The sequence below is a fragment of the Congregibacter litoralis KT71 genome (assembly GCF_000153125.2).
GTDB lineage: Bacteria > Pseudomonadota > Gammaproteobacteria > Pseudomonadales > Halieaceae > Congregibacter > Congregibacter litoralis.
This window is the reverse complement of sequence record NZ_CM002299.1, coordinates 3,514,151-3,527,348: the sequence shown is the minus strand read 5'-3', so window position 1 is coordinate 3,527,348 and position 13,198 is coordinate 3,514,151. Positions and strand designations below refer to the sequence as shown.

Genomic DNA, 13,198 nt, shown 5'->3' with positions numbered 1-13,198 from the left:
GGTAAGTGGCTGGGGTAGCGGCCAATGCCGGTGCTGTTCGAACAAACGACGAGCGCTCCTTACACGCGGCGTTGCCGCGGAATGGCGACCGTATCGATTAGCCTGATTTAAATCGCGAAAGGGAAGCCAGCGGCCCCGCATCCACATGTTCGAGGATACGTTTTAGGGCGGCGACGTTGTTTTTATCCTCGGTGCTCTCTAGGGCGTCGAGGAGCACCGCGCGAATCTCGTCGGCCTCGACGCGCTCCATTTCCCATCCCGGGTACAGACGCTCGCGCATGTCAGCGCTTCGCTCCAGTTCGACAACGTCGTGGTGCCGTGAGTCACCATGGAGGCTCGTGATCAGATCCTGTATTTCCTTGGGCGGTCCTTCCACCCATTGGAAGAAGACGCCGTTGCCGAAGGCCAGCATCCCCGTGACCCTTCGGGCGGCATTGCGACGTTGAGAGAACTCAATAATGCGGTCGACCTCGTCGTCCCCAACCCCTTCCGATGCTCGGCTGCAGTACACGAAGGTCTCGAGGGCCGTCGCAGCGTCCCCCAGGTCCGCGTCGAGGGGAAAGCCAGGTTCGTCGAACATACAGCTTGCTCTCTTTACTTTTTACTTTGGGGGGAGGGCCAGAACAGCCGCTTGAGATTCCCAGAATAGCGCATTTATCGGAATGATGTTCGCAACGCGTGGTTTGTCCTTGGGTATCGCCCCATAGCGCCGTCTTTTACCCTAGGTCTTGAACATGCCCCTCATTACTCGTCTGCTGCTGCGAGTAGCGTTTGAAGGTCCGAAGCGGGCATTGGCCGCGCCAGCAAAAACCCTTGTAGCTTATCCAGTTCAAGGCCGATGCAGTTATCTTGTTGTGCTGCAGTCTCAATGCCTTCGGCCACGATTTCGAAGTTTAACTGGCGCAACATGAGCGCTAAGCCGGCGAGTACCTGCTGCCGCCTACCTCCCGTAGCACTGGGGATCTGCATACTTTTGTCGAGTTTTACAATATCGATGGGGTAGTCCATGAGGTGAGCAATAGACGAAAACCCCATGCCGAAGTCATCCAACGCTATCTTGAAGCCATGCTGGGAGAGCGCGTGTAAAGCGTCGCTTATTTTATCGCTATGTTTAAAAAAGGCTGTTTCGGTGATTTCTAACACGACGCTTTCAGGAGCTACCTTAGCGGCGGTAATAGCGTCTGAGAGGCAGCTAAGGAGGTCGTCGTGCTCTAGTTGAACAGGCGAAATGTTGATGGACATTGTCAACAGTGAGTTTGTTTCCTGCCACTTAGCCAGCTGCTTTATGGCTGTGGTGATGACCCATTTACCCAGGCCGTCGATCATACGTGACTCTTCTGCGATTGGAATGAACTCGTCCGGTCCATAACTTGGATCTTTTTCAGGCCATCTGACCAGCGCTTCTGTACCAACGATCTTTGAGGTCTTTGCGTCATAGATCGGCTGATAAAAAAGACGGAAGCCCGAGTCTTTAAGGATGCTGCCAATTTCATTGCGAATGCCGACCCGACGATGAAACTCGGCTTGATAGCGAGCTTCGTAGAAGCAAATTTTGTTTTTTCCACTTTGCTTCGATCGATACATCGCGATGTCGGCGCACTTCATCAATTGGTTGGGTGCGGTGGTATCAGCGGGGCAAAGTGCAGCGCCGATGCTCACTCCACAGCTGATTTCGACGCCGTCGCAGGTAAATGGAGTGGTGAATTTCCCTAAAATCCGATTGGCAATTGCGCTCACTTCTTGAAGATTGGCGACGCCGCCAATGATGATCGCAAACTCATCTCCCCCCATCCGGGCAAAGCCTTCGTTTTCGCGCAAACAGGTGCTGATTCGATTAACCGCCTCAATGAGGACTTGGTCTCCAACTCCGTGACCTAAAGTGTCGTTAACATTTTTGAAATCATCGAGGTCAAGGGCAAGCAAGGCGACGCTGTTGTTCAATCGTCGATTCGTTGCGATCATAACCTTCAATATTTCTTCGAAGTGGTAGCGGTTTGACAGGCCGGTGAGTGGGTCGCGCTCCGCCATGCGTTTTACGGCAAGATAACTTTCGTGCATTCGCTGCTCAACTTCGAAGCGTTTGCGAGCATGCACAATGGCTTTGCTGAGTTTTCCTTGATTGATTTCGTTTTTTGGAATGAAATCCTGGGCGCCGACCTCTATGCAATTGAGTGCAAGTTGAGGGTCCTCAGAGGCGCTAACCATCACAATTGCTGTGTTTCCTAGGTCAGGCTTTGAACGCAGTTCGATCACCATTTCGATGCCATCAACCTCAGGCATGCTGTAATCTAAGAGGATGACGTCGAAACGCTCCTCCTCGATTGCTTGCAGGCCCTCGTTCACGGACGTCGCCTCACGAATCTCGTGAAACTGCGTAGCCATGGAGTTGAGCGTTCGCTTGATCAGCCGACGATCTACGACATCGTCGTCAACAATAAGTACCTTCATACAACAAGAACTTCCATCATCTGAATCATTCCGGCAGAACTACAATTTGCCAATATCCGTTGATGACATCGACAATCTTGTCCAAGCTGCCAGCAACATTGTCCTTGAGAAAATAGCCAGCCACATGCTGTGAGAACCCTTGGCGGATGTCTTCATCTTCCTTAGAGGTTGTCACCAGAAAGACTACTGTGTCCTGGTGTTCCGGGTCTTGACGAATTTCCTTTAGAAACTCCTGGCCATCCATTCGAGGCATATTGATGTCGAGCAAGATGATGAAAGGTTTTGAGACTTCGCCGGATCTGAGTTTCTCAAGGGCATCTATGCCGTCAACTGCGCGGACAACTACGTTGGCGATCTTGCGCTTGTCAAAAGCACGCATTAGAAGCTTAAAGTCCACATCGTCATCTTCAACGACAAAGATAGTTGCTTGTTTGGCTGTCATAATTTTGATGTCCGTTTGGGCCACGAGAGTTTGAAGGTGGTGCCAGACTCTCCGTCGGAGTCCACAGTGATCGTGCCACTGAAGTTGTTAATATATTTGAGTACAACGGACAGTCCGATACCGCTTCCCTCAACCTCGTCGCGGGGTTTAAGCGTCTGGAAAAGCTTAAAAATTCGATCGAAGTAAATCGGTTCTATGCCAGGGCCGTTGTCTCTCACCTCAATCAAGTAGTAATGCTTCGACTCTGTGGCGGTAATTTCCACTTTTCCTGTGGGCTTGTCGTTGTGTTTAACGGCGTTACCAATCAGATTGAGCATCACGGTTTTGAACGGCACCATCGGTAGATGAAGGGTCTTTTGCGGTGCCGAGATAACAAAATCGTCCGGTACATCGAGAAGTTGAGCGATGTCCTCGCAAAGCGTACTCAGAACGATGTCACTGCTCTCCGTGACATCCTGTCCAATCCGAGCGTAGCTCAAAAGGTCGTCGAGAAGCGTCTGCATTCGATTGGCGCGGTTGATGACGAGGTTTATATTGTCACGATGCTCCTCGGGAAGGAGCGACGCACAGTCTTCGTGTATCCACTCTAACAAGCGACGAATCGCATTTAGCGGTGACTTTAAATCGTGTGAGGCTATGCTCGTAAAGTTTTCCAGTTCATCGTTCGCTTTTTTTAGTTCACGGATGAGGTCTTCTCTACCCGTCATATCTCGGCATATTCCGAGAATGTAGCGCTTACCGTTTTCATCCTCAAAACGGCGTTTGACGGTTTCGACTATTTTGTAGCTCCCGTTGGGCATATGCAGCTTTTCAATAACCTTGCTGACACCCTGTTCGAAGGCGACTTTATCCTGAGCCAAGAAAAGCTCAGCCTCGGCAGCGTCGTACTCTTCCACCGTAGTGTAGCCAATGATTTTGTCTCGCTTGTCCTCGGGATACACTGCCAGAAACGCTTCGTTGGCGTACACAATACGGAATTGCTCATCCTTTACGAAAATCCAATCGTCATTGTTTTCTGAAATCAATGTTTGGAGGCTTTCTGCCTTGGCGCTTTCAAAGACCTGTTTAGCATGGAGCAAGTGTCGAACGATATTGCGATGAAGCACACTCAAGATTGCGTGTTCTTTCGGAGACATTTTTGCTTCTGAGCGACGAAAGAATACTAAGCAGCCAATGTGCAGGTCCGAGGGCATAACTATCGGTGCGACAATGCGATAGCCACTTCGTTCGTCAGAGCCTGGTGCTGTCTCTCTGATCAAGAAGTCGCTGTCGTTTACTTGAATATCTGAAAGCTCGTCTGTCTCCAAAAACTGCTGCTGTGCTTCTGCGGATAAATCAAAGGGGAGACCCGCGCGGGATACTAGAACCGGTCCCTGGGGGAAGCTGGCAATAAAAACTGAGGCCTTCGCCTCAAATATGGTAGTGCTTAGGTCGCAAACACTGTCGAGGCTGGTCTGTATTTCTTCATCAAGGTCCAACGACCAGACTTTGGTATCCGGGTCTTGGGTAGGGCTGCCTAGGTAAGCATTGGTGCTGGGCATCGCGACGGTGCCTTTATTCCGCGGTTTTGTTGCAAAAGAGTGTGCGTATGCCCCGAGCCTAAGTTTCGCAGTTCATAGCGCACACTCGGCAAGGATTGAACTTAAGGCCGGTAGGGCAGAGAAGCAACAAAATTATGCGCATGTGAACGGTTACTGCAAATAAATATTAGTCGCATGAACTTCCCGGAGTTGTGACTACCGCCTCTATTGGAGGCACGTTTGGCAGCGCTTGAGGCGGGGCGGTTCAGCCTGGCAGGCCGAGCATGGAAGCAGCTTCACCATTCCCGCACCGGTGGCTTTGCAATTACTGTGCAGTGGCAAGTGCAGAGGGAGGTTTTGGCAAGGCAGATGCACTAATGCACAGATCGCGGCCGCTCTGCTTGGCAAAATACATGGCCTGATCCGCGGCAAAGATAAGATCCCGGGTACCACGTAATGTGGAGGTCTTATCGATGGTCGCGATGCCGGCGGAGACGGTCACCTGAATGTTCGCATCGCCGGCGCTAATGTGACCGTTTCGTACGTGATCGCAGATTGTCTGTCCCAGTGCGTTTGCTTCCGCCTCGGTAGAGGCGGGGAGGATGACGACAAACTCCTCGCCGCCGTAGCGTCCGACGATGCCTTTGTCGCCCACAAGCTTTGTGAACGCCTCCGCCAGCCACTTCAGGACCTCATCGCCGGCAAGATGGCCGTAGCTGTCGTTCACCTGCTTAAAATGATCTGCATCGATAAACATCAGGCTCAATGGCTGGCCGCTCTGCGTGGCTTCATCGAACAGGCGATCCAGCTCGCTGTGAAAGTGCCCACGGTTGATAGCGCCTGTGAGGCTGTCCCGCTGACCTTGCCGCTCGAGCATCGATACCCGTTGTTCAAGTTCCGACACCTTCTCATCGCTGATATCCCGCGATGCCTCGCTCATCACTTCAAAGAGTTTCTCCTTTGATGCTTCCAGCAAAGCCATGGGGTCCTTGACCAGCGTGGCGTCAAAAAGTCCTTCTGCCTCGCGAACGGCTTCGGCAACGAGGGGGACAATATTGGTGCCTGTCCCACCGTCTTCATCGCAGACACCGTTGATGAGCCACACCATGCGCGCAGCTTGAAACTGGTCGCCTGCGAGCATCGCATCGGCCAGGAGGCCGGAAACCGCGACGCACCAATGATCCTGCCGGGCGCCAATTTCCAGGGTAAGCTCGGCAAAGTCGTGGCTGCTTGCGACCAACTCGCTGATTTGTGACGGTAACTTCCAGCTCTCGAGGAGCCAGGCCCCCACGACTGCGTGATCGCATCCAAACTCCGCTACCTCAGCGGCGCAGAGTGCTTCATGAGAGCTGTCCGCGAGAGTCGCGTAAGCCTGGGGCGCTGCCTGTGCCAGGGCGAGTACCCCGATGTCCTGCACCAGTGCTGCAAGAAAGCAGGCCTCCGGGTCTTTACTGCCCAGCTGCCGGGCAAGCAGTCTTGCAATGGCGCCGCTGGCTACGGAGCGATGCCACAGGGCGTCGGTATCGATATTCGCCGGCGGTGAATCGGAAGATTTAACGGATAAGGAAAAACTCAAAGCGATCATCATGGTGGACTTAAAGCCCAGACGGGATACCGCCTGGGAAATATCCACCACGGCCTCGCCGCGGTAGTACTGCGGCGTATTGGCACTGGCGATGAGCTTTGTGGCGATGCTGATATCGTTGCGGACAATCTCGATGATGTCCATGAGCCCGTAGTCTTCCTGGGAAGAAAGCTCAATGATTTGTGCCGCCACCGTTGGCAGCGTGGGAAGGGTTTTACAGGCGGCGAGGGCGCTCTGGAGTTCGCTATTCATGTCTGGTCTTATTCTTTAAATTCCCGATGATTCAAAACAGGCCTGAGTTACGGGGGCGTAGCCTACCCTGTTTTGGGCAAAAGTGTCCGGGAAATTACAAAGAATAAAACGGGCGCGCGCGTGGGTGCGAATGCAGGTGCGCCTGTGGGTGTTTCCGAAGCGCCAGACGAAAGTCGCGTTGCCTCAGGGGGCAGGCGGTAATGCGGCGATCCCTTTGCGAACCGCCGCACGGACCTCCTCATGATCTATGCGGTTAGCGTCTTCAACAACAATGCTCATGTCGACCCGCCAGAGAACTTCCGATGAGCTTGCGTCGAGAAACATGAGCTTCATTTCTCCGGTCTTCACCGGGCCGCTCAGGGCATAGGCATTGTCTTCCAGGGCACCATCAACCTGCCGGTTTACAGAGCTCCCGTACAGCGTCGTGTTGGAGCCGCCGCGTAAAAGCTGGCCTTCGGCAAAGCCCGGTGCTGCCACGTACTCAATGAGAAACTCGGCCTGAGCCTTGTCCACACGGCGATAACCCAGCTCCTTCATGGCCTCTTCCACGCCGGCGCGGATCGAGGGGCTCTTCTGCGCGAGCATATCTTTGCTGTGGGGCGACGCAGAGGGTGGTGCACTGCGCCATGCGTAGTCGGTGTAGGCCGTTGCAGCAAACGTCGCGGTGTCCGAGGGCGTCACCTGCGTCCCGCTACAGGCACTCAACAGAAAGAGAGCGCCTATCGCTGCAACGTGGAAGCTCTTGATCGTAGGTAAGGAAAAACCCGGATTGACGTTCATGCAATCACAGCACTCCAAGACGGTTTGAAGATCCTAGCCCAGCTGAAGCCCCAATTACACCCAGCAAAGATAGGGGTTTTTAAGGCGTCGCACGGAGCGCAGGTTCCCGGGGCCTGACTAATTCAGCAGCCACTGGCCGTCTTCATCGGCAATTAACCAAAGCCGCGAATACCAGTGGAAGACGCCGCGCTCCCGGGAAGGCGCCGTGCAGTTGACCTTGTTACGACCAGCTTGCATCGCGGGCAGCGAGACAAGGAGCACATCGTCATTCCAACGCTGCTCCAGGGCACCCCCCGTGGAGGCATAGCATTGCAGTTGTCGATGGTCAAAAGCTGCATCTGCAAGCTGCAGCCGCCATTCCCGCGGCAGCGGGGCGCCCGGTGTAAAGAAAACCTGTGAGTCTGTGTCATTGATGACGGGGAGGGGCCGCGTAGCCAGGGCAGTTTTCAGTCGCGCGTCGCTATCGCCGCCCCGGTACAGGGGGAAGCGCGGTATGCGCGTTCGCGGTGTTGTTCCAGCGACGGGCCCCGATTGTTGAGCCAGCCCAAAAAGATCGCGCTCGGACAGCAACGCCTCCGTCGCGCGGCTGTATTCACCAAAGGGGTAGGCAAACACCTTGAGCACCGCGTCTGCCCGTATCTCGCCCAGCTCCTCGCGCAGCCGCGCCAGGCTGCCATCAATTTCGTTTGCCCGGGTTGCCCCCGGCGTATTGGCATCGCTTTTGGGATCCAGGCTCTCGAGGTGCCTATGGGATTGAGAGTGAGGACCGAAAGTAGCGAGTGTATCCCGGGCCATGGCCCGCAGTGTCGGCCAGTTAAGGAAGGCGGGACTGCTCTCGTCAACGACGTCCGTGGCCACAAACACACTAAACGGCATGTTGCGCTCGCGAAGCATGGGATAGGCAAGGTCACCGACGGAGCGATAGGCATCGTCAAAGGTCAGGGCCACGGCTCGTTCCGGGAGTACGCCGTTGCTATAAACGCCATCGAGGAGGTCCTGCAGGGGTATCACCTCATAGCCCTGTTCTTCGATGAGATCGAGATGTGCCGCAAAGCGGTTTGGGGACACGCGTGTGGAATGGGGTCCTTCGTCAGAAATACGGTGATAAAGGAGAATGACGCCGTGCTCCGCGGCGCCTGTGCTAACTCCGCCAAGGCTCAACGCTGCCAGACACGCTACCAGTAGCCGGCGCGCCATCAGCCCGCGGTGGCCTCGTCCAGGAGCGCCTGGTTCTGGCTCATCATCGACAGAAGCTCCTGAACATAGGGCGCGCCGCGCTGAGAGTAAGCTTCCAGCCCCGGGGCGAGGGCGGCGCCGGTGATGGGCTTGTCACTGCTCCGTCGCTGTAAACGCAGACGACGCATGGGCGCGTAGCGCTCGTGGGTATTGAGGTTGTTCATGTAGCGCCGAACGGACTCCGACACGCTGTCAAAGGCCGCCACTTCGTGGGTGCCGCTCGCCGTACGTCGCGCCGGGACAACGCCGCAACCGGGTTGGTAGCACCAGTGGCCAAAAAGATTGTTGACCTCCACGGCGAAGCGCGAACGCCCCCAGCCAGATTCCTTAGCCGCCTGTGCCAGCGCCAGATCCTCAGGAATCACGTCGACGCGACGCCAGAGCCTGTCGGCCACAGCGCCAGGTTCGTCCCGGTCCCACTCCACTTCGTATTCCTGCGCGAGGGCTTTAAGACTGCGGCGCTGAAACCAGCCCGGGCTGTCACCCGCCTCCAGCATAGCGCGAATTTCGCCAAGGTCGGCGCGCTGCTTCAGAATGCGCGTGTTTTGCTCCATCACGATCGGGGCGAGGTAATCGTAGAAGGTGGCCTTCATGCGCGACACATCGTCGATGGCCGCAAGGTCCGGGAGCTTGTCCCTATGTCCTCCGCAGGCGGTGAAGAGGATACAAAATGCAGCGAGGATCAGCGTTTTTTGAGGAAAGCAGCTTGAGGTCATAACCTCAGGGTAACGTGATTGCGGTAAGAGTCTCCAGGGTTCGACGATCAGGATAGCCGTCCGCAGGTAGCTTTTGCTCGAGCTGGAAGGCGCGCAGAGCCGCCCGCGTGCGCTTGCCCAGGACACCATCGGGTTCTCCTGCTTCGTGACCCAGGCTATTCAGTGCCCGCTGTGCATTCTCAACGTCCGCCCTGCGCAAAGGCGCCGACGCAGCGTCGCCCAGGGCGAGGGGAGGAGCGCCCGCCAGACGGTCAGCGAGGAGGCCCACGGAGAGGGCGTAGGACAGGGACTGATTCCATCTCATCACCACGCGAAAATTCTCATAAACCAGAAAAGCGGGACCGAGGTGGCCGGCAGGGAGGAGCAGCGCGGCCTCAAGATCCAGGGCGGGCACCGTCGCGCCGTCAAGCTGTCGAACGCCCAGAGGCGCCCAGGCGCGCAGGCTGCGCTCACCACTCAGGGAAGCAAGTTCGTAGGGAAAATTTTCTGGAAGAACTACCTGTCGACCCCAGCGGAGTTCGGGAGTCCAGCCAAGGCTGCGCAGGAAGTTGGCGCCGGAGGCCAGGGCATCACGCTCACTCTCCCAGAGATTGATACGTCCGTCGTCGTCGCCATCAACGGCGTAGCGCAGATAGGACGAGGGCATAAACTGCGTGTGGCCCAGCGCCCCGGCCCAGGAGCCGCGAAGCGTGTCCAGCGGCAGGGCCTCGCGCTCCATGAGCTCAAGGGCATTCACGAATTCCCCGGCAAAAAAATCGCTGCGCCGGGGGTCGCAGGCCAGCGTGGCCAGGGCATTCAGCGTGGGAATATTCCCCAGGTAGCTTCCAAAGTTTGTTTCAAGCCCCCAGAAAGCGATGAGGTAGCGGGGTGGTACGCCGTAGCGCTCCAATAAGGTCTGGAGAAAAGGCTGGTGTTTGGCAAGAAGTGCACGACCGCGCTCCACCCGGCTTTCCGTGACACGCGTGTCCACGTAGGCGCCAAAGGTTTGCACAAACTCCGGCTGCTTCCTGTCGAGTTCGATGACTCGCTCCAGAGGCGCAATTTCCGGGAGCACCGCCGCTACCAGCGATGTTTCAACACCGGCCTGCCGGGCGCGATCCCCAAGATCCGCGATGCAGCTGTCGAAGGCCTGTTGATCAACGGCTGCCGACGCGGTCGGGCACAGCGTCAGTAGAAGCAGGCTACAAAAGCCGATGCTTACCCGCATTACACTCATGGCCTTTATCAACCCGGTGCCAGCCGTTTTCTCGGGTGTTTCATCAGTCGTTTCCACGTGAATTCAGTCAGGCTAATTACGATACCATGCACATCCCGGCGCACATATAAAATGCTCCGGATTCTTTTTGTGTTGCGAACAGCGCGGCGACCTTTATGAACAACTTTGTTTTCTCCATGGTGGACGCTGCCAGCGAGGACTACGCCGCATCGGTGGAGTTTGCATTGGCGGCCTATGGATCCTCGCCCCTGCAGTCTATCCGCCAGGCCTTCCCGTCCTATGCCTGCATGTACCGCCATGCAAAGCTCGCGGCGGTTTGCGGTGTACGCGGGGCAAATAGAGGTCTGTTCCTTGAGCAATTTATGGAAGAGCGTGCCGATGACTATATCGCACGGCATGAGGGGTCTCCCGTAGCGCGGAGCGCCATCGCTGAGTTGGGGGCGTTTTACGCCCGATCTCCCGCGCTGGTTCCAATGTTCGCTACACAAATCGAAAAAATGCTTGGAGGCCAGGGCTACAGTCACGCACTGGTTTTGTCGCCCAGCGCTGCGGGCACCCTGGCAGATTGGTGCAAAGAGCGTGCAACCATGGCAGTTGCGTCTGATCATCGGCCAGGAGATCCGCAGGAGCCCAAGACCCTGAAGGTGTCGGTGATAGCGCTTGATGCATAAAGGCTATGGTGAACTCAGAGAGATTCATAAACACCCGGGACCGATAAATGACTAATCCGACGAGACGATCAATGCTCAAAGCCGGCATCGCGTCTGCAGTGGCATTGGCGACACTACCTGTAACGCTTCGCGGGACAAACGCTGCTGCCCTCAGCAAGCCGGTCGTTGCGGAAAGCTCCTTCGCACGCATCGTCGAGGTGGGTGACGGCGTCTTTGCCGTGGTCTCCACACCGCTGGACAGCGCAGGGAACTTTGCAACGCCACAAACCCTCTGCAACGGCGGGCTCGTCGTCGGGGATGAGCGTATTCTATCCGTCGACGGCTACTATCAGCCCGAGGGCGCGGCCTGGGTGAATGAGCAGGCAAAAAAGCTCTTCGGTCGGCCCGTGAGCGATGTGATTTGCACCCATCTCCATCTCGATCACACGGGCGGACTGGCAGGCTTTCAGGACGGTGCCACAGGTCCCGAGATCTATATGACGGCGCGCACCTGGGCCATGATGGTGGATCAGTACAGCAGCGGGACAGCTGTGGATGGCACATCCTTTCTGGCGCCCCCTGCACGCCTCGTGGGACCTACCCGGGTCATCGATGATGAATCGCAGTCACACACCCTGGATCTCGGTGGTCGCAGCGTCACTATTCTGCCCCTGGGGGGGCATACGCCGTCCGATCTTGCCATTCTTGTGGATGATCTGCCGATTACTTTTGGCGGTGACCTGGCCTGGTGGGGGCTGTTTCCCAATTACGTCGACGCGGTGCCCTCGAAGCTGGCGGGCTCCGTGGAGACTCTCATGTCCGGCGGATCCCGTCTCATGGTGACGGGCCACGGAGGTTTGGTTTCGACGGACGATATGGCGCCCTATGCGGAGCTAATCGCCAGCATTGATAGCGCCGCACTCCAGGCAAGGGAGCGGGGTTGGTCCCCCGAGAAAGCCGGGGAGGTCTACAAAATGCCCGCGTCGACAGCCGACTGGGGGTTTTTTAATCCCCGTTACCCCGAACGTGCGGTTGCCGCCTGGTATCGCGAATGGGGGATGGCTACTCCTTGAGTTTGCCGATTCCCAGGAGCTTCAAAATGTACTTTTCGTAGATCGGCTCTGAGTTTCCCGACTTCATTTTTGACATAAAGTATTTTTCGTAGGCGATCTTCGCCAGGTGCACCCATTTCCCTTTTTTGATCCAGGCAACGTTTCTAGGTGGCATTTGCGGAAGCGCCACAAAAGCCGCTCCGGTATCCCCCATGTCCGCAAGGCACAGGGCATTCCAGGTTGCCCGGGTCTCTGGTGGTTTGCCCGCAATGTCATTGGCAACGTTGTGCACAATCGCCGTCACCATGGATTCAATCATGTAACCGGTCTTGGGCGCGCCCGTAGGCACAGGTGTGACTTCGATGGGGGGAATTGCCACACATACACCGGCAGAATAAATATTCTGCCACTTGGGGTTGCGTTGAAACTCATCGATATTCACGAAGCCGCGGGGGTTGCACAGTCCCTCCACATTGGCGACACAATCTACCCCCTTAAAAGACGGCAGCATCATAGAAAACTTGTGCTCCAGCTCGTGCTGCTTTTTAAGCTCTCCATCCTCGTTGTATTCGTCAATATACATTTTGCCCGCTTCACATTTGGTGACCTTGGCGTTACAAATCCAGTTGATGTGATGCTGACGCAGTTCGGACTCGAGGACCGACTTGGAGTCACCCACGCCCCCCAGGCCCAGGTGACCGATGTAGGGCTCCGAAGTGACATAGGTCATGGGGACCTTGTCGCGCATCTTGCGTTTGCGTAGGTCGGCATCAATAACGAATGCGGTTTCGTAGGCCGGGCCAAAGCACGAGGCAAAGGGCATGGCGCCAACAATGACATGACCAGGGTCTTCCAGAACCTGCTGATAGTTTTCGTAGGCTTTTTCGGCGTGACTTACCGTGCATACGGATTGCGTATGGCCACCCTCGGGGCCTGCGCCCTCCACTTCCTCAAAGGCCAGACGCGGCCCGGTGGCAATCATGAGGTAGTCGTAATCAACGCGTTCCTCACCATCAAGCATGAGATAGTTTTCGTCAGGCTCAATGCGCTCGCAGCGCTTGGCAATGAAGTTGATATCTTTGCGTTCTAGATAGGGGCGGATATCGAAGGTGATGGTTTCCCGGTCGCGCCAGCCAACGCAGAGCCAGGGATTTGAGGGTACAAACTGAAAATAATCCCGCTCATTGATAACGGTGATGTCGTGACCTCTACCGAGCATGTCTTTGAATTCATAGGCAGCGGTCATGCCGCCGATACCCCCGCCAAGTACAACGATGTGAGCCATCACTAATCTCCTGTCT

At 56.1% G+C, this 13,198-nt stretch carries 12 protein-coding genes; 2 read left to right on the top strand and 10 right to left on the bottom strand.

The annotated features are described in order from the left end of the window. Positions 1 to 97: 97 nt before the first annotated feature. The 9 genes from KT71_RS15970 to KT71_RS15930 form a co-directional block, all read right to left on the bottom strand. Positions 98 to 580: a BLUF domain-containing protein gene (locus KT71_RS15970; RefSeq protein WP_008294319.1), complete on the bottom strand. Its 483-nt coding sequence runs from the start codon at positions 578 to 580 to the stop codon at positions 98 to 100. 164 nt (positions 581 to 744) lie between these two features. Further along, positions 745 to 2,448, bottom strand: a complete 1,704-nt coding sequence (locus tag KT71_RS15965) for a two-component system response regulator (RefSeq protein WP_008294320.1) — start codon at positions 2,446 to 2,448, stop codon at positions 745 to 747. Positions 2,449 to 2,473: 25 nt separating this feature from the next. Further along, positions 2,474 to 2,890: a response regulator gene (locus tag KT71_RS15960; protein WP_008294322.1), complete on the bottom strand. Its 417-nt coding sequence runs from the start codon at positions 2,888 to 2,890 to the stop codon at positions 2,474 to 2,476. After that, positions 2,887 to 4,431 (bottom strand): sensor histidine kinase, encoded by a 1,545-nt coding sequence (locus KT71_RS15955; RefSeq protein WP_008294323.1) that lies wholly within the window; start codon positions 4,429 to 4,431, stop codon positions 2,887 to 2,889. The genes KT71_RS15960 and KT71_RS15955 overlap by 4 nt, the downstream gene beginning before the upstream one ends. A gap of 304 nt (positions 4,432 to 4,735) precedes the next feature. Then, a complete protein-coding gene (locus KT71_RS15950) occupies positions 4,736 to 6,247 on the bottom strand; it encodes a sensor domain-containing diguanylate cyclase (RefSeq protein ID WP_008294324.1) in 1,512 nt (503 codons plus the stop codon). A 183-nt stretch (positions 6,248 to 6,430) separates the two neighbouring features. Next, positions 6,431 to 7,027 carry a DUF4136 domain-containing protein gene (locus KT71_RS15945; RefSeq protein ID WP_008294325.1) on the bottom strand — a complete coding sequence of 199 codons (597 nt, stop codon included), beginning with the start codon at positions 7,025 to 7,027 and terminating at the stop codon, positions 6,431 to 6,433. A gap of 117 nt (positions 7,028 to 7,144) precedes the next feature. Continuing rightward, positions 7,145 to 8,224 carry a polysaccharide deacetylase family protein gene (locus tag KT71_RS15940; protein WP_023660184.1) on the bottom strand — a complete coding sequence of 360 codons (1,080 nt, stop codon included), beginning with the start codon at positions 8,222 to 8,224 and terminating at the stop codon, positions 7,145 to 7,147. Further along, on the bottom strand, positions 8,224 to 8,979 hold the full coding sequence (locus KT71_RS15935; RefSeq protein WP_008294327.1) for a glucosaminidase domain-containing protein: 756 nt from the start codon (positions 8,977 to 8,979) through the stop codon (positions 8,224 to 8,226). The genes KT71_RS15940 and KT71_RS15935 overlap by 1 nt, the downstream gene beginning before the upstream one ends. A 4-nt stretch (positions 8,980 to 8,983) precedes the next feature. Further along, entirely contained in the window at positions 8,984 to 10,195 is a 1,212-nt protein-coding gene (locus tag KT71_RS15930) for a lytic murein transglycosylase (protein ID WP_040363354.1), read from the bottom strand. A gap of 155 nt (positions 10,196 to 10,350) precedes the next feature. Between KT71_RS15930 and KT71_RS15925 the strand changes: the two genes are divergently transcribed. Continuing rightward, positions 10,351 to 10,866 carry a thermostable hemolysin gene (locus KT71_RS15925; protein WP_008294329.1) on the top strand — a complete coding sequence of 172 codons (516 nt, stop codon included), beginning with the start codon at positions 10,351 to 10,353 and terminating at the stop codon, positions 10,864 to 10,866. Between the two features lie 47 nt (positions 10,867 to 10,913). Beyond that, positions 10,914 to 11,918: an MBL fold metallo-hydrolase gene (locus KT71_RS15920; RefSeq protein ID WP_084567002.1), complete on the top strand. Its 1,005-nt coding sequence runs from the start codon at positions 10,914 to 10,916 to the stop codon at positions 11,916 to 11,918. Here KT71_RS15920 and KT71_RS15915 read toward each other — a convergent pair. Next, the gene (locus KT71_RS15915) at positions 11,908 to 13,182 is read right to left on the bottom strand and encodes an NAD(P)/FAD-dependent oxidoreductase (protein ID WP_008294331.1); all 1,275 of its coding nucleotides are present in this window, start codon (positions 13,180 to 13,182) and stop codon (positions 11,908 to 11,910) included. The two genes, KT71_RS15920 and KT71_RS15915, sit on opposite strands and share 11 nt — an antisense overlap. Positions 13,183 to 13,198: the final 16 nt, after the last annotated feature.